This is a genomic window from Halomonas aquatica (assembly GCF_040196335.1).
Taxonomy (GTDB): domain Bacteria; phylum Pseudomonadota; class Gammaproteobacteria; order Pseudomonadales; family Halomonadaceae; genus Halomonas; species Halomonas aquatica.
This window is the reverse complement of sequence record NZ_JBEGCJ010000005.1, coordinates 336,159-357,566: the sequence shown is the minus strand read 5'-3', so window position 1 is coordinate 357,566 and position 21,408 is coordinate 336,159. Positions and strand designations below refer to the sequence as shown.

Below are 21,408 nucleotides of genomic sequence, written 5' to 3'. Positions count from 1 at the left end.
CCAAGGCAACATCAGTATGGGGGAGGTTCCGGCGGCAGGTCTCCGCTAGGGCGCTGTGAACCCTTCCCTGGGCTCTACCGATGCCATCCCTGGCACAGGACCCTCGCTACGACCCACCCCCGGAACCCCTGGAAAGTGGGGCGTCAGAGCGGTGGCGCGGCGCTCAGAACACCGATTCGAAGGGCCCCATCTCGATCTGGACCGACTTGGTCTGGGTATAGTGGGCCAGGGTCTCGATGCCGTTCTCGCGACCGACGCCGGACTGCTTGTAGCCGCCCACCGGCATCTCGGCGGGGGACTCGCCCCAGGTGTTGACCCAGCAGATGCCCGCTTCCAGGCGCTGGATCACTCGGTGGGCGCGGTTGAGGCTCTCGGTGAAGACGCCTCCGGCCAGGCCATATTCGGTGTCGTTGGCGCGGCGGATCACCTCCTCCTCGTCGTCGAAGGCGAGGATCGACATCACCGGCCCGAAGATCTCCTCGCGCACGATGCGCATCTCGTCGGTGCAGTCGGTGAAGACGGTCGGGGCCGCCCAGGCGCCGGTGGCCCAGTGGATACCGTCTGCGTCGCCCTGGTCCCAGGCCTCGCCCCCGGCCAGCACGCGGGCGCCTTCCTGCTTGCCCAGCGTGATATAGGACAGCACCTTCTCCTGGTGCTCGAAGCTGACCAGCGGGCCGAAATTGATCGCCGGATCCATCGGGTCACCGGCCTTGATGCGGGCGACGCGCTCCTGGATCCTGGCCTCGAAGGCCTCCTTGATGCTCGCGTGCACGAACACCCGGGTGCCGTTGGTGCAGATCTGTCCGCTGGAGTAGAAGTTGGCCATCATCGCGGCATCGGCGGCGCGATCCAGGTCGGCATCGGCGAAGACGATCAGCGGCGACTTGCCGCCGAGCTCCATGGTCACGTCCTTGAGCGTCGACCCGCCGGCTGCGGCCATGACCTTCTTGCCGGTAGGGGCTTCACCGGTGAAGGAGATCTTGTCGATGCCCTCGTGGCTGGTGAGCATCTGGCCAACTCGACCATCGCCCTGGACCACGTTGAAGACGCCGTCGGGCAGGCCGGCCTCGCTGAAGATCTCCGCGAGCTTGATGGTGGTCAGCGGGGTGACCTCGCTCGGCTTGAAGACCACGGCGTTACCGGCGGCCAGCGCCGGGGCGCTCTTCCAGCAGGCGATCTGGATCGGGTAGTTCCAGGCCCCGATCGACCCGATCACGCCCAGCGGCTCCCGGCGGGTGTAGACGAAGGAGTCCTCGCGCAGCGGAATCTGGCTGCCCTCCAGGGCCGAGGCCAGGCCGGCGTAGTACTCGAGCACGTCGGCGCCGGTAACCACGTCCACGGCCGCGGTCTCGCTGATCGGCTTGCCGGTGTTGCGGGTCTCGAGCTCGGCGATCTCGTCATTGCGCTCCCGCAGCAGGGCGACGGCGCGCTGGAGGATGCGGCCGCGCTCCATGCCGGTCATGGCCGCCCAGATCCGCTGGCCCTTGCGGGCCGCGGCCACCGCGGCGTCCACATCGGCCTCGGCGGCCTGGTGGACCTCGGCGAGCAGCGAGCCGTCGAAGGGGTTCACCACGGAGAAGGTCTCGCCCGAGGTGGCGGCCGTGTGACGGCCGTCGATGTAGAGGGTCTGGGTGTCTAGGGTTGCCATGTTGGCCTCCGTTCAGGCGGGGGAAAGGGTGTCGCGGGTGTCGAGCAGGCGGTCCAGGTAGTCCCGGGCCAGGCGGCGCGCCTCGTCGCCGTCCAGGCCCCCGGGGGTCAGGGCGCCGCGCAGCCACAGGCCATCGATCAATGCGGCCAGGGCCCGTGCCGAGGCGCGCGCCTCTTGGCGGGGCATCAGCCGGCGGAACTGGTAGCAGATATTGGAGTAGAGGCGCCGGTCGTTGACCTGCTGCAGGCGCGCGAGCTTCGGCCTGTGCATGCTGCTGGCCCAGAAGGCCAGCCAGGTCTTGGCCACCGGGCCGGTGACCTGGCTGCGGTCGAAGTTTCCATCGATGATGGCAACGATATGGGCCCGGGGACTCGAAGTGGTGAGACCGCCCCGCCGCGCTGCCACTGCATCGCCCAGGTCACTGAGGATCTGGCGCATGGTGGCGTCCAGCAGGCCGTCCTTGCCGCCGAAGTAATGACTGATGATGCCGGCGGAGACGCCCGCGTGGCGGGCGATGCGCATCACCGTCGTATCGGCCAGGCCGACCTCGTCGATGGCCGCCATGGTCGCCTTGATCAGCTGATCGCGGCGGATGGGTTCCATTCCAACCTTTGGCACCGTTGCTGGCTCCTTTCCCGGGAAATTGATCTTGCAACCAATCTTGCAACCAACGCACAAAGCATGGTTACCATGTGCACAGCTTGCCATTTCTTTATTGAACGTTCAATCAATGAAGCCATGGCGGATTACCCTGCCGGCCGGTGGCGTTGCCATCGCGGCTATACTTTCATGTCCAACAAGAGGAACTCTCCCATGAACATGACCACCCTGAACCGTCGCACGGCCCTCGGTGTGGGCGCCGCCGCCCTCGGGATCGCCGTCTCCCCGCTGCAGGCCGCCGAGCCGGAGAGCTGCGAGACCGTGCGCTTCGCCGAGGTCGGCTGGACCGATATCACGGCCACCACCGCGCTGACCTCCGAGGTGCTCGAGGCCATGGGCTACGAGGCCGGTATCGATACCGTCTCGGTGCCGATCGCCTACCAGGGCCTGAAGAACAATGACTTCGACGTCTTTCTGGGCAACTGGATGCCGTCCATGGCCTCGATCAGCGATCCCTACGTCGAGGATGGTGACGTCGACCGCCTGGGAGCCAACCTCGAGGGGGCCAAGTACACCCTGGCCGTGCCGCAGTACGTCCAAGATGCCGGCGTCACCTCGTTGGCCGACCTCGCCGACAACGCCGAGAAGTTCGACAGCAAGATCCACGGCATCGAGGCCGGCAACGACGGCAACCAGCTGATACAGGACATGATCGACGATGATGCCTTCGGCCTCGGCGACTGGCAGCTGGTCAGCTCCAGCGAGGCCGGCATGCTGGCAGAGCTGAGCGCCCGGACGCCCGATGAACAGTGGATGGTGTTCCTCGGCTGGGAGCCGCATCCCATGAACACCAACTTCGACATCGCCTACCTGTCCGGGGCCGACGACTACTTCGGCCCGAACCTCGGCGGCGCCACCGTCTATACCAACACCCGTGGCGGCTACGCCGAGGAGTGCGGCAACGTCGCTACCCTGCTCAATAATCTCGAGTTCACCCTCACCATGGAGAACCAGCTGATGGGTGAGATCATGGACCAGGGCGAGGATCCCCGGGATGCGGCTCGCGCCTATCTGCAGGCCAACCCGGCGGTGCTGGACGCCTGGCTCGAGGGCGTCAACACCCTCGAGGGCGAGCCGGCACTGCCGGCGGTGAAGGCCGCGCTCGATATCTGAGGATGAGTGTCTCGCGGGCTTGCCATGACCCGGGCCCGCGTGCATAATCCTTCTCCGTTGCCCGGCCCAAGGTCGGGCAAGCTGTTGATAAGGCTACGTAGCTCAGCTGGTTAGAGCACATCACTCATAATGATGGGGTCCCCTGTTCGAATCAGGGCGTAGCCACCAGGACACGCGAAGACGCCCGTCAGGCCTCGGCCCGGCGGGCGTTTTTAGTGGCGCCTTCGGGCGGCTCGAAAGGGGCCGGAATGCCAATCGCTCCTTGACCTTGAGGGTCCGATCCGTATACTACGCCCCGTGTTCGAGGTCATTCCCCGATAGCTCAGTTGGTAGAGCAAATGACTGTTAATCATTGGGTCACAGGTTCGAGTCCTGTTCGGGGAGCCAGCTTCGCTTATCGTGCTGCAATGTACGAGGCGGCGAACACAGTGCGGCATGCGGTCATTCCCCGATAGCTCAGTTGGTAGAGCAAATGACTGTTAATCATTGGGTCGCAGGTTCGAGTCCTGCTCGGGGAGCCAACCGCTCCTAGCTGCCTGCCGCATCACCCTCGCGTTACCCCCGCATCATTCCCCGATAGCTCAGTTGGTAGAGCAAATGACTGTTAATCATTGGGTCACAGGTTCGAGTCCTGTTCGGGGAGCCAATTCTGCCTGGCCATCCTTCTTTCCGTTCCTGTCTCTGCCGGCATGGTGACATCCGTGGGCCTTTAGCACTGATAGGCTATCGGGTGGTCCGTGTCCCGTCCGAGCCGAACCATGATGAGATGGTGAAGCAAGCGGCAGGAAAGCCAGCAGCAGCAAGCCCAGACAGAAAGACGCCGGACCCCAGGGCCCGGCGAATTGCGTCATGCGGCGTAAGAGACGCTCCGCTCAGTTGAGCTCTGCTGCTAAGCTCAGTTGAGCTCTGCATAGTGCCAGCCGCCTTCCAGCTGGCGGTAGTCCAGCAGGATCTGGGCCGTTTCCAGGACCTGGGCGCGGTCGATCGGCTCTTCCTCGGGCTCGCTGTTATCGGTGTCTTCCTCCTCGTCGCGGGCGTCGGTCCAGTCCTCCAGCGGCTCCAGACCCAGGGCGAGACGACGCTCGTTCTCGAGGGCGAGCTGCTCGGCCTCCTGAGCCTCCAATTCACGCTGTCGCTGTTCACGGTTGAGGCTGACGCTGGTCTGCTGCTGGCGCAGTTGGCTTGCCAGCTCGGAGCGCTGCTCGAGGTAGTGGAAGTTCGGCTGCTTCTCGGCTCGCTCGAGGTGGCGGGTCCGAAGCGTCTCCAGGTACTGGCGGGGTTCTCCGTAGGTGCGGTACTGCACCTTACGGACCGTGTCCCACGGCAGGGCGTTATCGAGACTGCTTTCGCCGATGAGATCGGGGTCGATCAGGCTGGGGAAGTCGATGTCCGGCTGCACGCCGCGATGCTGGGTGCTCTCCCCGGAGATTCGGTAGAACTTGGCGCGGGTCAGCTTGATCTCGCCATGGCTGAGCTCGTTGAGGGTCTGTACCGTCCCCTTGCCGAAGGTGTCGGTGCCCACCACCAGGCCGCGGCCATAGTCCTGGATGGCGCCGGCGAAGATCTCCGAGGCTGAGGCCGAGAGGCGGTTGACCAGTACGGCCAGGGGGCCGTCGTAGAGGGCGCCGCTATCGGTGTCGCCATAGAGGCTGATGCGACCACGGGCATCCCGGACCTGGACGGTGGGGCCGCGGTCGATGAACAGGCCGATCAGCGAGTTGGCTTCCTGCAGGGCACCACCGCCGTTGTTTCGCAGGTCGAGCACGAGGCCCTCCACGCCCTCGGCCTGGAGGCGCTCGATCTCTCGGGCCACATCCCGGGTGGTGCTGCGGAAGTCCTCCTCGCCTGCCTGCCAGGCATCGAAGTCCACGTAGAAGGTGGGCACCTCGATCACGCCGAGGCGATGCATGCCATCGTCACGCTCGATCTCGATCACCTCGCCCTGGGCGGCCTGGTCCTCGAGATCCACGGTGTCACGGGTGATGTCGATCACCATGGAGCGTGTCATGTCGACGGCCTGGGCGGGTACCACGTCGAGGCGCACCACCGAGCCCTTGGGGCCACGGATCAGGTCGACCACGTCGTCCAGGCGCATGCCCACCACGTTGACGATCTCTCCATCCTCCTGACCCACACCGACGATCCGGTCTGCGGGCTGCAGGGCGCCATCACGTTCGGCCGGACCGCCGGCCACCAGGCTCGAGACCTTGACGAATTCGCCATCGGCCTGCAGCAGGGCGCCGATGCCCTCCAGCGAGAGCCGCATCTGGATATCGAAGGACTCGCCCTGTCGTGGCGAGAGGTACTCGCTGTGCGGGTCGATGCTGCCGGTCACCGCGGCCATGAAGAGGCCGAAGACATCCTCCTCGTTGGTCTGTCCCAGGCGCGAGAGCTGCCCCTCGTAGCGCTGGCGAAGGGTGGTCTGCACCTGCTCGGCGTCCTGGTCGCTGATGGTCAGGGAGAGGGCGGCGTTCTTGAGCCGCTTTGCCCACAGTTCGTCCAGGGCCGCCTCTCTGCTGGCCCAGGGGGTGTCCTTGCGCTCCAGCTCCAGGCGCTTGTCGCTGTCGAAGGCGAAGTCGATGCCTTCGTCGATCCGCGCAAGCAACCACTCCAGGCGCTGCTCGGCTCGCTCGTGATAGCGATGGTAGAGGGCGAAGGGGCGCGACAGATCGCCGTCGAGGAGCACCTCGTCCATGCCGGTTTGCAGGTCATTGAAGGCGGCCACGTCGCTGTCCAGCAGGTAGGCCCGCTGGCCATCGAGGATGTCCAGCAGGCGCTCGAAGGCCCGTTGCGACCAGGTATCGTCCAGGCTGACATCCGCATAGTGGCCATAGCGCAGCGACTCGGCCACTTCCATGGCTACCTGCCGCTGGGCATCGCTCGGCTCGACAGTGGCCAGCGCCGGTGTGGTGGCCAGCAGCAGGCCCAGGACCGCGGCACGCCCAAGGGTGACTAACAGGCTCATCGATGAAGCACTCCCCGATTCGTGTACACTCACTATCAATCCAGACCCCGACCCGGCTGTCGAGTTGCATGGACCGAAGAGCCATTGTATCAGCTTGGTCGTGTCGTCAAGACCCCTGAAACACCCCGCGTTAGAGGAATTCCATGACCGAGGATGCCCGACTCGAGCGTCTGCTCGACTTCCTGCGTCGATCGCCCACCCCCTGGCATGCCACGGCCAGCATGGCCCAGCAGCTGGAAGCCGCCGGCTTCCGTCGACTCGAGGAGAGCGAGGCCTGGCATCTCTCTCCCGGTGAGCGCGTCTACGTGACCCGCAACGACTCCTCTATCATCGCCTTTCAGCTGCCGCGCGAGCGGCTCTCGGCGCTGCGCCTGATCGGTGCCCATACCGACAGCCCGGGCCTGCGCCTCAAGCCCAATGCCGCCCAGTCCGCGGCGGGCTGGCTGCAGCTTGGCGTCGAGGTCTATGGTGGTGCGCTGCTGGCGCCGTGGTTCGACCGCGACCTGGGGATTGCCGGGCGGGTGCATGTGCGTCACGCCGACGGTCGCATCGAGGGGGTGCTGCTGGATATCGAACGGCCGGTGGCGATCATCCCGAGCCTGGCCATTCATCTGGACCGTGAGGCCAACAACGGGCGCGCCATCAATGCGCAGACCGAGATGGCACCGGTGTTCCTGCAGGGGGGCGGGCGGCCCGACCTCGAGCGACTGCTCAAGCAGTGGCTCGAGGAACAGCACGGCCTGGCAGAGGTGGAACTGCTCGACTTCGAGCTTGCGTTTCGCGATATGCAGCCTCCGGCGAGGGTCGGCATCGAGGGCGAACTGATCGCCAGTGCGCGGCTCGATAACCTGCTTTCCTGCTTCGCCGGCCTGGAGGCCCTGCTTGCGAGTGATGGTCGCCAGGGCGCGGTGCTGGTGGCCAATGACCATGAGGAGGTCGGCAGCGCCAGCGCCTGTGGCGCCCAGGGACCCTTCCTCGGCGACGTGCTGAGGCGGGTGAATGCCCGGCTCGGCGACGGGAGCGAGGAGGGCTTCGTCCGCCTGGTCCAGGCCTCGCGGCTGATCTCCTGCGACAACGCTCATGCCCTGCACCCCAACTTCCAGGACAAGCACGATGCCGCCCATGGCCCGGTGCTCAACGGCGGACCCGTGATCAAGGTCAACGCCAGTCAGCGCTATGCCACCAACAGTGCGACCGCGGCACTGTTCCGGGATCTCTGTCGCGAGGCCGATGTGCCGGTGCAGACCTTCGTGACCCGAGCCGACATGGGCTGCGGGAGCACCATCGGCCCGATCACCGCCACGGAGCTCGGGGTGCCGACCCTGGACGTGGGGGCGCCCCAGTGGGCCATGCACTCGATCCGCGAGACGGCCGGCGCCCGGGACGTGGAGTACCTGACGCGAGTGCTGACCGCCTTCTACAATCGCGCCGAGCTCCCCTGAGCATCGGCAGGACCACATCGGATCGGCGTGGCCCTGCCATCGCCGGCCTGCCTGATTCGCCGGCCCTAACCGACACGTCCCATGAAAAAGCCCGCCTGGCGAACCAGGCGGGCTTTTCGATATCTGTCTGGTGGCTACGCCCTGATTCGAACAGGGGACCCCATCATTATGAGTGATGTGCTCTAACCAGCTGAGCTACGTAGCCGAACAACGGGGGCGAAGTCTACGGATATGCCCCGTCATCGTCAAGCCACAGAGGGCCTGGCGCGAGTCTCAGACGTTGAAGCGGAAGTGAATCACGTCACCATCCTTGACGATGTACTCCTTGCCCTCCAGGCGCCACTTGCCGGCGTCCTTGGCTCCCTGCTCGCCGCCCAGCGTGACGAAGTCGTCATAGGCGATGACCTCGGCGCGGATGAAGCCCTTCTGGAAGTCGGTGTGGATCACCCCGGCCGCCTCGGGGGCGGTGGCCCCGACCTTGACCGTCCAGGCGCGCACTTCCTTCACCCCGGCGGTGAAGTAGGTCTGCAGGCCCAGCAGTGCGTAGCCGGCGCGGATCACCCGGTCGAGCCCGGGTTCCTCCATGCCCATCTCGTCGAGGAACATGGCTCGCTCCTCGTCGTCCAGCTCGGCGATCTCGGCCTCGATCTGGTTGCATACCGGCACCACCACGGCGCCTTCCTCGGCGGCGATCTCGTTGACCACCTCGAGGTAGGGGTTGGCCCCGAAGCCGTCCTCGTTGACGTTGGCGATGTACATGGTCGGCTTCAGGGTCAGTAAGCCGAAGCCCTTTAGCTGGTGCTGGTCCGCCTCGTCGAGACCGAAGCTTCTCAGCGGCAGGCCCTCGGCCAGGTGGGGCTGGATGCGCTCGAGGATCGCCTTGGTGGCGATGGCCTCCTTGTCTCCGCCCTTGGCCACGCGCACCAGACGCTGGATGGCGCGCTCGACGGTGTCGAGGTCTGCCAGCGCAAGCTCCATGTTGATGATCTCGATGTCGGCGCGGGGGTCGACCTGGTTGGCCACATGGATGACGTTGTCGTTATCGAAGCAGCGCACCACGTGAGCGATGGCCTGGGTCTCGCGGATGTTGGCCAGAAACTTGTTACCCAGGCCCTCGCCCTTGGAGGCGCCGGCCACCAGTCCCGCGATGTCGACGAACTCCATGGTGGTGGGCAACACCTTCTGCGGCTTGACGATCTCGGCCAGCCGATCGAGGCGCGGGTCCGGCATCGGCACGATGCCGACATTGGGCTCGATGGTGCAGAAGGGGAAGTTCTCGGCGTCGATGCCTGACTTGGTCAGGGCATTGAAGAGGGTGGACTTGCCGACGTTGGGCAGGCCGACGATACCGCAGTTGAAACCCATGGGATCTTCCTGGAAAGCGAGTTCGGGAATGGAGAATGGCCGGCATTCTACGCGAAAAGGGCGTCGGGCCGTAAGCGGGTTGGGCGGATAAGCATAGGCGCATCCCCCCTGGAGGAGTCAGCTCTTGAAGCTGTGCAGGCGGTTCATGGCCTTCGCCCAGTCGCCTTCGACGGCCTGGGGCAGGGTGGCCAGGCATTCGTCGATGGCGGCATCGATGGCGGTGCGCTCCGCCTTGCCGGGTCGCCCCAGCACGTAATGGGTCACCTGGCGAGCGTCGCCGGGATGGCCGATGCCGATGCGCAGGCGATGGAACGACCTGTCGTTGCCCAGGGCGCGGATGATGTCGCGCAGGCCATTGTGGCCGCCATGACCGCCTCCCGTCTTGTAGCGCGCCGTCCCAGGCGGCATGTCGAGCTCGTCGTGGGCCACCAGCAACTCGTCGGGCGCGAGCTTGAAGAACTGGGTGAGGGCCGCCACGGCGCCGCCGCTGCGGTTCATGAAGGTGCTGGGTTCGAGCAGGTGCAGCTCCTGGCCGTCGAGCCGCACCCGCGCATGCAGGCCCAGGAACTTCCTGTCGGGGCGCAGCTCACCTCCTGCCGCCTTCGCCACGGCCTGCACCAGCCAGGCGCCGGCATTGTGCCGCGTGGCCTCGTAGTCAGCGCCGGGGTTGCCCAGACCGATGATCGCTTTCAGCTGGCTCATGCCGCTGTCCTCGCGTGCGATGTGATGGCAAAAAAAATCAAGCGCCGAGGCGCTTGATTCCGGAAGACGCTGCGGGCATGCCGAGGGGTCGGCATGCCCGCCGGCAACGGCCGATTACTCGGTGTCGCCTTCGTCTTCGCCCTTGGACTCGTCGTCCTTGGACTCTTCGCCCTTGGCTTCCTCTCCGGCAGCCTCTTCGCCTTCTTCCTCGTCTTCATCGACGCGGACCTTGGCCTTGGTGACGCTCAGCATGGCATTGTCGTGATCTTCACCATGGGACAGCGCGACCACGGTCACACCGGCCGGCACCTTGAGGTCGGACAGGTGCAGGGTGGTGCCCAGTTCGACATCAGAGATGTCGATTTCCAGGTACTCCGGCAGGTCCTTCGGCAGGCAGCTGATCTCGATGTCGGAGGTGAGGAGGTGCAGCTCGCCATCCTCATCCTTGATGGCCTTGCAGGCATCCTCGCCGACCACGTGCAGCGGCACGCGCAGGGTGATCTCGTGGGTGGCATCCACACGCAGGAAGTCGGCATGGGTGACCAGCGGCTTGAAGGGGTGACGCTGAAGGTCACGCACCACGACCTGCTGGGACTTGCCGTCCACCTGCAGGTTGATCAGTGAGGAGAAGAACGCCTCGTCCTCCAGGGCCTTGTAGAAGCTGGTCTTGTCGACGGCGATCGGCTGCGGCGCCTGCTCACCACCATAGATGATGGCCGGCACCTGTTCGTTCGCACGACGCAGGCGGCGGCTCGCACCTTTCCCCAGGTCGTTTCGAACGCTGGCATTGAGTGTGTAATCGGACATGAAATTGCCTCTTTCTGGAAGTAAGGAAATCGCCGTGGCCCGCGACCAGACCACGGCGTTTCCGGGAGCCCCGTAGGGCGCTGCTCCGACACCACGTCCCGCCGTGCCGTCCGCCGAGGCATGCTCGGCGAAAGGCGTCAGTGGAACATGGCGCTGACGGATTCTTCGTTGCTGACCCGGCGGATCGCCTCGGCGATCAGCCCGGCCACACTGAGTTGGCGGATATTCCCGCTGCGACGTGCGGTCTCGGACAGCGGGATGGTGTCGGTCACCACGACCTCATCGAGTACCGAGGCGCTGATGTTGTCCACGGCGGGGCCTGACAGGATCGGGTGGGTGGCGTAGGCCACCACGCGCCTGGCGCCGCGCTCCTTGAGGGCCTCGCCTGCCTTGCACAGGGTGCCGGCGGTGTCGATCATGTCATCCACCACCACGCAGGTGCGGTTCTCGATCTCGCCGATGATGTGCATCACCTGGGCCTGGTTGGCCGAGGGGCGGCGCTTGTCGATGATCGCCAGGTCGGCGTTGAGCTGCTTGGCGATGGCACGGGCCCGTACCACGCCGCCCACGTCAGGCGAGACGACCACCAGGTTGTCGTAGTTCTGGCGCTCGATGTCATCGAGCAGGATCGGCGAGCCGTAGACGTTGTCCACCGGCACGTCGAAGAAGCCCTGGATCTGGTCGGCGTGCAGGTCCATGGTCATGACCCGGTCGACACCGGCCTTGACCATCATGTCGGCGACGATCTTGGCGGAGATCGGCACGCGGGCGGAGCGCACGCGACGATCCTGGCGGGCATAGCCGAAATAGGGGACCACGGCGGTGATCCGGGTGGCGGAGGCGCGACGCAGGGCATCCACCATCAGGATCAGCTCCATCAGGTTGTCATTGGTCGGTGCACAGGTGGACTGCAGGATGAAGACATCCTTGCCGCGCACGTTCTCGTTGATCTCGACCGCGACTTCGCCGTCGCTGAACTGTCCCACCGTGGCGTTACCCTGACGGGTATCCAGACTCTCGGCGACTTTTCGGGCGAGTTCGGGATTGGCATTCCCGGCGAAAACCATCAATTTTGACACGCGCAGCCACCTTTGCTGTGTTGGGTCTTCAGAGGTTAGGGTCGACGGTCGTTCCGGGACGTCAGTGATGCCTCGACGCCTGTTGGCGTTGAGGGTCATCGACCCAGCGCAGCATGGAGAGGTGAGCGGTTCAGACCGCGTGCCTTGAAGGCTTGCCAGCCCTTTGGAACCTCGGCCAGGAGACGGTCCGCCTGGGGCTCGGTCTCGAGCCGGGCAAAGACACAGGCGCCGGTGCCGGTCAGCATGGCCGGGGCCCGAACTGCCAGCCAGTCGAGTGCACGCGCCACCTCGGGATACTGTCTCCGAACGGTGGGCTCGCAGTCATTGTTCCAGCTCGCCGCTCCCCCCTGCAGTGCGCGCGCCATGGTAATCGGGAGGGTGTTGCGTGTCAATTCGGGTGCCCCGAACACCGCCGGGGTGGAAACCGTCACGCCGGGGTGGATCAACACGAACCAGGGGGTGTCGAGGGTCACGGGCGTGAGGCGCTCCCCGATGCCTTCGGCCCAGGCGGCATGACCGTTCACGAACACCGGGACGTCGGCCCCGAGGACCAGGCCGAGGCGAGCAAGCTCTGCCAGCTCAAGACCGAGCCCCCATAGGGCGTCGAGGCCGAGCAGGGCAGTGGCGGCATCCGAGCTCCCGCCGCCGAGCCCACCGCCCAGAGGCAGTTGCTTGTCTAGGTGGATGTCGGCGCCCAGCCGCGCCCCGGTCTCGGCCTTGAGCAGCCGGGCGGCCCGCATGATCAGGTTGTCCTCGCGCTCGACGCCGTCGAGGGTCGGCGAGAGTCTAAGCTCCCCGTCCTCTCGGCGGCGCAGGGTCAGGGTGTCGCCGATATCGAGGAACTGGAACAGCGTCTGCAGCTCGTGGTAGCCATCCGGCCGGCGGCCGGTGATGTGCAGCAGGCGATTCAGCTTTGCCGGAGCGGGCAGCACGAGCGAGCCGGTGGGCTTGTCGGTGCGGGGCGTGGCGTCATTCATCGAGGACGGGGCGCCACTCGGTGACCACCAGGGTCGCCCTCAAGGTGTCATAGGTCATCACCATTCGCCTGGGCAGCCAGAGGCCTTCGACGCGCGACCAGTCGCGGTACTCGATCGCCCATCCGTCCTGCTCGATGAGGCGGGGGAAACCCAGGTCGTCAGGTTCCAGTCGATGGGTGCTGCCCTCGGCGGGCAGCCCGCGGATCCACTCGGAGAGGGCGCTGACCGGCAGCGACCAGCCCAGTTGCTGCTCCATCAGGGCCTCCGGTGTCTCGGCCTCGAAGCGCCCCTCAGCGGTGGTGAGCGAGAAGCGCCCCTCGCGCCCCTCGAGAGTGCTGCGCCCGCTGCCAAAGGGACCGCTGATCAGCAGGCGGTAATAATAGGGGTGCTGGCTCCAGTCCAGGTTGGCGCTGGTGGAGTCCTCCGGGGTACGCAGGCCGACCTTGCCGGCCAGCACCCAGGTGTCGAGTTCGGCGAGACGCTGGCTCTGGCCTTGCCATTGTCCGGCGGCGCGCTCGCCTTCGGGGAGGGGCGCCCGGCCGGCGCAGCCGGCCAGCAGGGACAGGACCAGCAGGGACATCAGCAGTCGCGAGAGTGTCGTCATGTCGAGTTCCGTTCGTCAGGGTTCGGCGTTGCACCCGAGTCATTCAGCTCAGGCTGACGCTTGAGCAGCTCATCGATCAGCGGGAGCTCCTCGAAACGCTGCAGGGCCTCCTCCAGCAGGGCTCGGGCCCGTTCCTCCTCGCCGAGTGCCCAGAGCACCTCGATCAGGTGGGCGGCGACCTCCTGGTCGGGCATGGCCGACCAGGCGCGCTCGAGCCAGGGGAGGGCGCTGGCGGAGTCACCCTGGCGGTAGCGGACCCAGCCCAGGCTATCCAGAATGGCCGGATTGTCCGGATCCAGCGAGTAGGCGCGTTCGATCAGCTCACGTGCCTCGTCCAGGCGACCCTCGAGATCGGCGTCGGCGAGGGTATAGCCCAGGGCATTGAGGGCGTTGGCATTGCCGGGGTCGTGCTCGATGATATGACGCAGGTCCGCCTCCATGGCCTCGAGGTCGTCGTCGGAGAAGGCCCGCATGGCCCGCTGGTAGCGAAGCCGTTCGTCATCCGGGCGCCGCGACAGCTCGCTGTCGAGCAGGGAGTCGGCCTGTGCTTCGAGACCGGCCTCGTCCAGTAGCTCGACCTCAAGGGAGGCCAGTTCGCTCTCGTAGGCCTCGTGGCGAAGCCGCTCCAGCCGCAGGAAGGTCCGCGCGTCGAGCAGCCGGTCATCTTCGGTGAGCATCCGGGCCGCATTCAGCCGCGCCGTCAGGAACTGCTCTCCTTCCGGCACCTGGCGGTAATAGAGGAGGGCATTGTCGTCTTCGCCCTCTTCCTCGGCGATGGCCCCCAGCAGCAGGAAGGCCATCGGTGGGGCCTCATCGTTGCCGACCAGCGGCAGCAGCAGGCGACGCGCCGGTGCCAGGTGCTCCTGCTCGAGGAACAGCCGTGCCAGGCCCAGGCGCAGCGGCGGATCGTCGCCGTGCTCCTCGAGCAGGTCATTGAAGGCCTTCTCCGCGGCATCGATGCTGCCGAGGTTGAGCTCGGCCCGGGCCAGCAGCAGCATCAGGCGTGGGTCTCCCGGTGACACCTCCAGGCCCCTGCGAGCGGCTGAGCGCGCCGCCTCGGGGGTGTCGGCCTCGAGGGCGAGACGCGCGCGGATCTGCCAAAGCTCGGGAAGCTCGGGGGCCTCCCTCGCAAGGCGAGCAAGACGCTGCTCGGCCGCGGCAGGTTGTCCGGCGGCAGCCTCCAGCAGGGCGGTGGCCAGCTCGGCGTCGTGGCGGGTCGATGCCCGGTTCGCGCCGGGGCGGGCGAGATGCTCTCGGAGCCGGGTCAGCAGCGGCACCGGGTTGGCACCGGCTTCCAGCGCGCCCTCCACGAGTCCGGTCAATTCCTGAACGGCGCCCTGTTCGATGGCGGCCAGGCGATGCGCCAGAGCGGCATTCCAGTCGCCTCGCTGGATGGCGAGGCTGGCGCGCAGGCGCGAGGGGGCGTCACTCCCGGGGGCCATGTCCTGCCAGCGCCCTGCCGCCTCCTCGAGCAGTTCGGGATCCTCGCTGAAGCGAGCGGCCAGGGTCGCACGCTCGGCCAGGGCGATGGAGTCGTAACGCTGGGCGGCGTCGAGGAAGCCCCGTGTGGCAAGGACGTAGTCGCCGCGCTGGCCGGAAAGCTCGGCCTGCAGCAGGCCGGAGAGGCCGGCGGCGTCAAGCCCCCGGGTGACCGGCGGCGCGCCGGCCATGGGATCCTCCGGGGCGTCGGCGCCCGGCAGGCTCTGGCAGCCGGCGAGCAGGAGCACCAGCGCCAGGGGGGCCAGGGGAGTGGGGCGAGAGAGTCGGATGAGCGTTCCGCGGGGCATGCGCGTCTCGAGCTGGAAGCGGAGACGCCAGCATAACGGCTCGACCCGCCGGGGCAAAGCATGATCCCGGTCACGGCATGTCGGGGCGATTACGGCGGTTGGCCTGTGTTAGAATGCGGCGCTTCGAGGATGGGCGCTGCGCGCCGCCGGATATCACCATGCCGCCCTTGACGGAATCACGACTCGCGAAGATGCCGAACGCATGACGCTTCTTGCCCTGGGAATCAACCACCGGACCGCCACCATCGAGGTGCGCGAGCAGGTCGCCTTCTCGCCCGCTCAGCTGGAGTCGGCGCTGGCCGAGCTGTGCGCCCTGCCGGAGGTGCGCGAGGCGGCGCTGCTATCCACGTGCAATCGCACCGAGCTCTATTGTGTCACCGCTGTCTCCGGCGAACGCGAGATCCTCGACTGGCTGGGGCGTTTCCATGGCCTGGAGGTGGATGACCTCATGAGCTGTGCCTATCACTATCGCGAGGACGAGGCGGCTCGCCACCTGATGCGAGTGGCCGTGGGGCTGGACTCCATGGTGCTGGGCGAGCCGCAGATACTCGGCCAGCTCAAGGACGCCTACCAGTCGGCACGGCTGGCCCGTGGCCTGGGTGGGGAGCTCGAGTGCCTGTTCCAGAACACCTTCGCCGTGGCCAAGCAGGTGCGCACCGAGACCGGCATCGGCCGTAACCCGGTATCGGTGGCCTATGCCGCAGTGAGCCTGGCCAGCCGCATCTTCGGTGACTTCACCCGCTCGCGGGCGCTGCTGATCGGTGCCGGCGAGACCATCGAGCTGGTGGCGCGCCACCTCCACGAGGCCGGCGTTCGCCAGTTGACCGTGGCCAACCGCACCCGCGAGCGTGCCGAGCTCGTCTCCGGTCCGCTGGGCGGGGAGGCGATCACCCTCGATGCGATCCCCGACGCCCTGGTCGAGGCCGACATCGTGATCTCCTCCACCGCCGCTCCGCTGCCGATTCTCGGCAAGGGCATGGTCGAACGGGCCCTCAAGAAGCGTCGCCACCGCCCCGTGTTCATGGTCGACATCGCCGTTCCCCGGGATATCGAGCCCGAGGTGGGGGAGCTCTCCGACGTCTTTCTCTACACCGTTGATGATCTTGAGGAGGTCATCGAGGAGAACCGCCGGCATCGCCAGGTGGCGGCCGACCAGGCAGAGTCGCTGATCGAGCGCGGCGTGGGCAACTGGCAGCACGAACGACGCATCCGCAGCGGCGGCGAGCTGATTCGCGATGTGCGCGCCCGGGGCCAGACCATGCGTGAGCTCTCCGAGCGGCAGGCGCTGGCCCGCCTGGCCCGCGGGGAGGACCCCGAGGCGGTGATCCGTCGGCTGTCCCACCAGCTGACCAATCGCCTGCTGCACCGGCCCACGGTGGCGATGCGTGAGGCGGCTGCCCAGGAGCGTCGCGACCTGCTGGAGGCCGCCACGACCCTGCTGCTGGATGAATCCACCGACCACTCCCGATAGGATGCGCCGATGAAAGCCACCCTGCGCCAGCGCCTCGATGCCTTCATCGAGCGCTTCGAGGAGCTTTCCGCCCTGCTGGCGGAGCCCGAGGTGATCAGCGACCAGACCCGCTTTCGCGACTACTCGCGGGAATATGCCGAGCTCGAATCCCTGGTAGAGGCCTGGAGTGAATATCTCGCCGTGGAGGCCGACATCGCCTCCGCCGAGCAGCTACTGGGCGATGCCGATGCCGAGATGCGCGAACTGGCCGAGATCGAGCGCGACGAGGGGAACGAGAAGCTGGAGGCCCTCGAGGTCCGGCTCAAGCGGCTGCTGGTGCCCAAGGATCCCGATGACCGCCGCAATGTCTTCCTGGAGATCCGCGCCGGTACCGGTGGCGACGAGGCAGCGCTTTTCGCCGGCGACCTCTTCCGCATGTATTCCCGCTACGCCGAACAGCACGGCTGGAAGGTCGAGGTGGTGAGCGCCAGCCATGGTGAGCAGGGCGGCTACAAGGAGATCATCTCGCGGGTCAAGGGCGAGGGCGTCTATGCGCGCCTAAAGTTCGAGTCCGGCGCCCACCGCGTGCAGCGGGTCCCGGCCACCGAATCCCAGGGCCGCATCCACACTTCGGCCTGCACCGTGGCGGTGATGCCCGAGGCCGACGAGGTTGGCGACATCGACATCGACTCCGGCGACCTGCGGGTGGATACCTTCCGTTCCAGCGGCGCCGGCGGCCAGCACGTCAACACCACCGACTCCGCCATCCGTATCACCCACCTGCCCAGTGGCGTGGTGGTGGAGTGCCAGGAGGAGCGCAGCCAGCACAAGAACCGCGCCAAGGCGATGTCATTGCTGGCCGCCCGGCTCAAGCAGTCGGCCGTGGCCAGCCAGCGCCAGCAACAGGCCGATGCCCGGCGTTCGCTGGTGGGTTCCGGTGATCGCAGCGAGCGCATCCGTACCTACAACTTTCCCCAGGGCAGGGTCACCGATCACCGCATCAACCTGACGCTCTACAAGCTGGCCGAGGTGGTCGGGGGCGAACGGCTCGACGATGTGATCGAGCCGCTGATTCACGAGTACCAGGCCGAGCAGTTGGCGGCCCTTCAGCAGGACGCCGGATGACCCTGGATCGCCTGCTGGCCCAGGCCTCGGCGCGGCTCGCGGCCGCCGGTTCGCCAAGCCCACGGCTCGATGCCGAGGTGCTGCTGTGCCACGTGCTGGGCGTGGATCGCACCTGGCTCTATACCTGGGGAGACCGTCAGGCGCCGGTCTTCGAGTGGGCCCAGTTCGAGGCGCTGGTGGCGGCCCGCGCCCAGGGCCACCCGATCGCCTACCTGACCGGCGAACGGGAATTCTGGGGCCTGCGGCTTGTCACCTCTCCGCATACCCTGATCCCCCGGCCCGACACCGAGCGTCTGGTGGAGGCGGCACTGGCCCATGCCTTGCGCCCCGCTGGGCGGCTGCTGGACCTCGGCACCGGCACCGGTGCCATCGCCCTGGCCTTTGCCAGCGAACGGCCCGGCTGGTCGGTGCTGGGGGTCGACATCCGTCCCGAGGCCGTGTGTCTGGCCCGGCACAACGCCGAGCGACTCGCCATCACCAACGCCCTGTTTCGCGAGAGCGACTGGTTCGCCGCCCTGATGGACGAGAACGACGGCGAAGGCTTCGATCTCATCGTCTCGAACCCGCCCTACATCGCCGCGAAGGATCCGCACCTGGCAAGGGGCGACGTGCGCTTCGAGCCACACAGTGCCCTGGTGGCGGACGACGAGGGCCTGGCCGACCTGCGCCATGTGGCGCGCGAGGCCTGCCGCTACCTGGCCCCGGGTGGCTTCCTGCTGCTCGAGCATGGCTTTGAGCAGGCCAAGCAGGTGCGCGATGTGCTCGTCGCCGAAGGCTATGATCAGGTCGCGAGCCTGCGCGACCTGGGCGGCCATCCTCGGGTCAGCATGGGGCAACGGGTCGAGGAGGGGGCTGGAGGCCCACGGTAGTGATGTGGTACATCTTCCTGCAGGAAAAAACGCCACGTCTCGTCGCCTTTGCATCCGTGAAGCCTACCGGGATCGCCACGAAGGGGTGATTTTCAGGTGATCGGAGTGTCGCGACGGCGTGAAAGGCCCCACCATTCCGGCATACCCACGACAATGAAAGCCAAGACCCGCTCGCTCGACCGTATCGACCTCAAGATCCTGCGTTGCCTGCAGGAAAACGCGCGCATCTCCTATGTCGACCTGGCGTCCCAGGTCGGGCTCTCCACCACTCCGTGCCTGGAGCGCGTCAAGCGCCTCGAGCGTTCCGGTGTCATTCTTGGCTACAAGGCACAGCTCGATCCCCGGGCGCTCAAGGCAAACCTGCTGGTGTTCGTCGAGATCAGCCTGGAGACCCAATCGCCGGCGGTATTCGACGAGTTCCGTCGCGCCGTGGCCAAGCTGCCGCAGATTCAGGAGTGCCACCTCGTGTCGGGGCAGTTCGACTACATCCTGAAGTGCCGGATTCCGGAGATGTCCGCCTACCGTCAGCTGCTGGGCGACGTGGTCCTGACCCTGCCCGGGGTGAAGGAGTCGAAGAGCTATGTGGTGATGGAGGAGGTCAAGGAGGACTTCAGCCTCCATGTGCCGGACATTGAGGAACTCGAGGAGACGTGAGCCCCTCCATGGATGATGCCTCCCTGCTGCGCTACAGCCGGCAGATCATGCTCGAGCAGATCGACATCGCGGGCCAGGAGCGTCTGCTGGCCGGCCACGCCCTGGTGGTCGGTGCTGGCGGGCTGGGCTCGCCGGTAGCGCTCTACCTCGCCGCCTCGGGCCTCGGCCGCTTGACCCTGGCCGATGCCGACCGGGTGGAGCTCTCCAACCTGCAGCGCCAGATCGCCCACGCCACCGCGGATATTGGACGCAACAAGGCAGAGTCGGCTGGCGAGGCGGCGATCGCCCTCAATCCCGAGTGCACGGTTCGGGCCATCGGCGAGCATCTGGACGGCGAGGCGCTGGTCCGGGCGGCCGCGCAGGCGGACGTGGTGCTCGACTGCACCGATCGCTTCGCCAGCCGCTATGCCATCAATGCGGCCTGCCTTGCGGCCGGGGTGCCGCTGGTCTCGGGGGCGGCAATCCGCTTCTCCGGTCAGCTGGCCGTCTTTGATCCCCGTGATCCGGTATCGCCCTGCTACGCCTGCCTCTATCCGCCCGGGAAAGGCGCGCACGCGGAGGGCGACGAGGAGCTTCGCTGCGCCCAGAGCGGCGTGGTGGCCCCCCTGGTGGGTCTGATCGGCAGCTTCCAGGCGCTGGAGGCGATCAAGATCGTCAGCGGCGCCGGCACGCCCCATCGGGGCCTCTCCACCTTCGACGGTCTCACCGGCCAGTGGCGACACTTCGGGCTGCCGCGAGACCCCGACTGTCCGGTATGCGGCCTGTTGTGAGGGACGTCACCGCGCATCCCGGACAGGTTCTCGCATGACGATGTCGCCACCGCTGGAGCAACCCGCTTCCTGGTATCGAGATTCCATCGCCGTAGAGCTCGGTGAATGTCCTCCGCTCAAGGGTGAGTTCCGGGCCGATGTCTGTGTGGTGGGCGGTGGCATCACGGGTTGCTCGGCGGCCCTCCATCTGGCCGAGCGAGGCTACTCGGTGGTGCTGCTCGAGGCCGGCGCGATCGGGCATGGCGCCTCGGGGCGCAGTGGCGGCCAGATCCTGCCGGGCCTGGGCACCGACATCGCCACCGTGGAGAAGGCGCTGGGCCAGGGGCGGGCCCGGGAGATCTGGGAGATGAGCCGCGAGGCGGTGCGCCTGACGGCCGCGCTGATCGAGCGCCATGACATTCCCTGCGAGCTCTCCTGGGGCTACCTGCATGCCGCGGTCAAGCCGCGACACGTGCGCGAGCTCGAGACATTCCATGAGCGCATGGCCCGCGACTACGACTACCGTGGCCTCACCCTGCTCGAGGGCGATGCCCTTCGCGAGCACGTGGTGAGCGATGCCTATCCGGTGGCCCTCCTGGATGCCGAGGGCGGCCACCTCCATCCGCTCAACTACACCCTGGGCCTGGCCCGGGCGGCCCGCCTCGCCGGCGTAGCCATTCACGAACACAGCGCCGTCGTCGAGATCCGCCGCGGTCAGCCGGCCACCGTGGTCACCGCCCAGGGGCGAGTGACAGCCGACTTCGTGGTGCTGGGCACCAATGCGTACCAGGCGGGCCTGGTGCCTGAACTCTCCGGTCGCATCATGAGTGCCGCCAACTACATGATCGCCACCGCACCACTGTCGGCCGAGCAGGCAGCCCGTGTGCTGCCGAGAAACGATGCCCTGTCCGATGCCAATTTCGTGCTCGACTACTATCGGCTCTCCACCGACCGCCGCCTGATCTTCGGCGGCGAGGTCAGCTATGATGGCCATGAGCCGCGGGGCCTCGAGGCGCGCATGGATGCCAAGATCGCTCGGATATTTCCCGTGCTCGAGGGCGTTCCCATCGACTATCGCTGGGGTGGTGACGTGGCGATCACTCTCGACCGGACGCCGGACTTCGGTCGGTTGGGCAGAAACGTCTACTACGCCCAGGGTTACTCCGGCCATGGCATGGCGCTGGCGGGACTCGCCGGCAAGCTGCTGGCCGAGTCCATCGCCGGTCAGAGCGAGCGCTTCGACGTCTTCGCGGCCATGCCTCATCGCCGCTTTCCCGGCGGACGCCTGATGCGCAAGCCACTGCTGGTGCTGGCCACCCATTTCTACAAGCTGCGGGACCGGCTGTGAACCGAGCCATCGATAACTGGCCATCGAGAACTGGCCATCGAGGAGAAACACGGCGTCGACTCGC

18 protein-coding genes and 5 tRNA genes are annotated in these 21,408 nt (G+C 66.7%); 12 read left to right on the top strand and 11 right to left on the bottom strand.

Annotation, left to right across the window (positions count from 1 at the left end):
- Positions 1-163 precede the first annotated feature (163 nt).
- Both betB and betI read right to left on the bottom strand, forming a co-directional pair.
- On the bottom strand, positions 164-1,648 hold the full coding sequence (gene betB, locus ABE960_RS12890; protein WP_349762679.1) for a betaine-aldehyde dehydrogenase: 1,485 nt from the start codon (positions 1,646-1,648) through the stop codon (positions 164-166).
- Between the two features lie 12 nt (positions 1,649-1,660).
- The gene (betI, locus tag ABE960_RS12885) at positions 1,661-2,266 is read right to left on the bottom strand and encodes a transcriptional regulator BetI (RefSeq protein WP_349762678.1); all 606 of its coding nucleotides are present in this window, start codon (positions 2,264-2,266) and stop codon (positions 1,661-1,663) included.
- 195 nt (positions 2,267-2,461) lie between these two features.
- On the opposite strand from betI, the gene ABE960_RS12880 reads away from it, so the two are divergent.
- The 5 genes from ABE960_RS12880 (at position 2,462) to ABE960_RS12860 (ending at position 4,067) form a co-directional block, all read left to right on the top strand.
- Complete coding sequence (locus ABE960_RS12880) at positions 2,462-3,421, top strand: choline ABC transporter substrate-binding protein (RefSeq protein WP_432765373.1); 960 nt, start codon at positions 2,462-2,464, stop codon at positions 3,419-3,421.
- Between the two features lie 91 nt (positions 3,422-3,512).
- A tRNA-Met gene (locus tag ABE960_RS12875) sits at positions 3,513-3,589 on the top strand.
- Between the two features lie 143 nt (positions 3,590-3,732).
- A tRNA-Asn gene (locus tag ABE960_RS12870) sits at positions 3,733-3,808 on the top strand.
- A gap of 58 nt (positions 3,809-3,866) precedes the next feature.
- Positions 3,867-3,942: transfer RNA gene (locus ABE960_RS12865), tRNA-Asn, on the top strand.
- A 49-nt stretch (positions 3,943-3,991) separates the two neighbouring features.
- Positions 3,992-4,067, top strand: a tRNA-Asn gene (locus ABE960_RS12860).
- A gap of 249 nt (positions 4,068-4,316) precedes the next feature.
- Here the strand turns inward: ABE960_RS12860 and ABE960_RS12855 are convergent.
- Complete coding sequence (locus tag ABE960_RS12855; RefSeq protein ID WP_349762677.1) at positions 4,317-6,386, bottom strand: carboxy terminal-processing peptidase; 2,070 nt, start codon at positions 6,384-6,386, stop codon at positions 4,317-4,319.
- Positions 6,387-6,529: 143 nt separating this feature from the next.
- Between ABE960_RS12855 and ABE960_RS12850 the strand changes: the two genes are divergently transcribed.
- On the top strand, positions 6,530-7,828 hold the full coding sequence (locus ABE960_RS12850) for a M18 family aminopeptidase (protein WP_349762676.1): 1,299 nt from the start codon (positions 6,530-6,532) through the stop codon (positions 7,826-7,828).
- A gap of 128 nt (positions 7,829-7,956) precedes the next feature.
- Here ABE960_RS12850 and ABE960_RS12845 read toward each other — a convergent pair.
- The 8 genes from ABE960_RS12845 to ABE960_RS12810 form a co-directional block, all read right to left on the bottom strand.
- Positions 7,957-8,033, bottom strand: a tRNA-Met gene (locus ABE960_RS12845).
- A gap of 68 nt (positions 8,034-8,101) precedes the next feature.
- Positions 8,102-9,193 carry a redox-regulated ATPase YchF gene (gene ychF / locus ABE960_RS12840; RefSeq protein WP_349762675.1) on the bottom strand — a complete coding sequence of 364 codons (1,092 nt, stop codon included), beginning with the start codon at positions 9,191-9,193 and terminating at the stop codon, positions 8,102-8,104.
- A 117-nt stretch (positions 9,194-9,310) separates the two neighbouring features.
- Positions 9,311-9,895 (bottom strand): aminoacyl-tRNA hydrolase, encoded by a 585-nt coding sequence (gene pth, locus ABE960_RS12835; protein WP_349762674.1) that lies wholly within the window; start codon positions 9,893-9,895, stop codon positions 9,311-9,313.
- 114 nt (positions 9,896-10,009) lie between these two features.
- Positions 10,010-10,702, bottom strand: coding sequence for a 50S ribosomal protein L25/general stress protein Ctc (locus ABE960_RS12830; protein ID WP_349762673.1), 693 nt, complete (start codon positions 10,700-10,702; stop codon positions 10,010-10,012).
- Positions 10,703-10,839: 137 nt separating this feature from the next.
- The gene (locus ABE960_RS12825) at positions 10,840-11,781 is read right to left on the bottom strand and encodes a ribose-phosphate pyrophosphokinase (RefSeq protein ID WP_349762672.1); all 942 of its coding nucleotides are present in this window, start codon (positions 11,779-11,781) and stop codon (positions 10,840-10,842) included.
- Positions 11,782-11,876: 95 nt separating this feature from the next.
- Entirely contained in the window at positions 11,877-12,758 is an 882-nt protein-coding gene (gene ispE / locus ABE960_RS12820; RefSeq protein ID WP_349762671.1) for a 4-(cytidine 5'-diphospho)-2-C-methyl-D-erythritol kinase, read from the bottom strand.
- Positions 12,751-13,362 (bottom strand): lipoprotein insertase outer membrane protein LolB, encoded by a 612-nt coding sequence (gene lolB / locus ABE960_RS12815; RefSeq protein WP_349762670.1) that lies wholly within the window; start codon positions 13,360-13,362, stop codon positions 12,751-12,753. The genes ispE and lolB overlap by 8 nt, the downstream gene beginning before the upstream one ends.
- Complete coding sequence (locus tag ABE960_RS12810) at positions 13,359-15,149, bottom strand: tetratricopeptide repeat protein (protein WP_349762669.1); 1,791 nt, start codon at positions 15,147-15,149, stop codon at positions 13,359-13,361. The genes lolB and ABE960_RS12810 overlap by 4 nt, the downstream gene beginning before the upstream one ends.
- Positions 15,150-15,351: 202 nt before the next feature.
- On the opposite strand from ABE960_RS12810, the gene hemA reads away from it, so the two are divergent.
- The 6 genes from hemA to ABE960_RS12780 all read left to right on the top strand — a co-directional run bounded on the left by hemA (position 15,352) and on the right by ABE960_RS12780 (position 21,344).
- Complete coding sequence (gene hemA, locus ABE960_RS12805) at positions 15,352-16,620, top strand: glutamyl-tRNA reductase (RefSeq protein ID WP_349762668.1); 1,269 nt, start codon at positions 15,352-15,354, stop codon at positions 16,618-16,620.
- 9 nt (positions 16,621-16,629) lie between these two features.
- A complete protein-coding gene (prfA, locus tag ABE960_RS12800; RefSeq protein WP_349762667.1) occupies positions 16,630-17,724 on the top strand; it encodes a peptide chain release factor 1 in 1,095 nt (364 codons plus the stop codon).
- A complete protein-coding gene (gene prmC / locus ABE960_RS12795) occupies positions 17,721-18,593 on the top strand; it encodes a peptide chain release factor N(5)-glutamine methyltransferase (RefSeq protein WP_349762666.1) in 873 nt (290 codons plus the stop codon). Before prfA ends, prmC begins: the two co-directional genes overlap by 4 nt.
- Positions 18,594-18,746: 153 nt before the next feature.
- Positions 18,747-19,247, top strand: a complete 501-nt coding sequence (locus ABE960_RS12790; protein WP_349762665.1) for an Lrp/AsnC ligand binding domain-containing protein — start codon at positions 18,747-18,749, stop codon at positions 19,245-19,247.
- Positions 19,248-19,255: 8 nt separating this feature from the next.
- Positions 19,256-20,017: a HesA/MoeB/ThiF family protein gene (locus ABE960_RS12785; RefSeq protein WP_349762664.1), complete on the top strand. Its 762-nt coding sequence runs from the start codon at positions 19,256-19,258 to the stop codon at positions 20,015-20,017.
- 34 nt (positions 20,018-20,051) lie between these two features.
- Positions 20,052-21,344 (top strand): NAD(P)/FAD-dependent oxidoreductase, encoded by a 1,293-nt coding sequence (locus ABE960_RS12780; RefSeq protein ID WP_349762663.1) that lies wholly within the window; start codon positions 20,052-20,054, stop codon positions 21,342-21,344.
- The last annotated feature ends 64 nt before the right edge of the window (positions 21,345-21,408 follow it).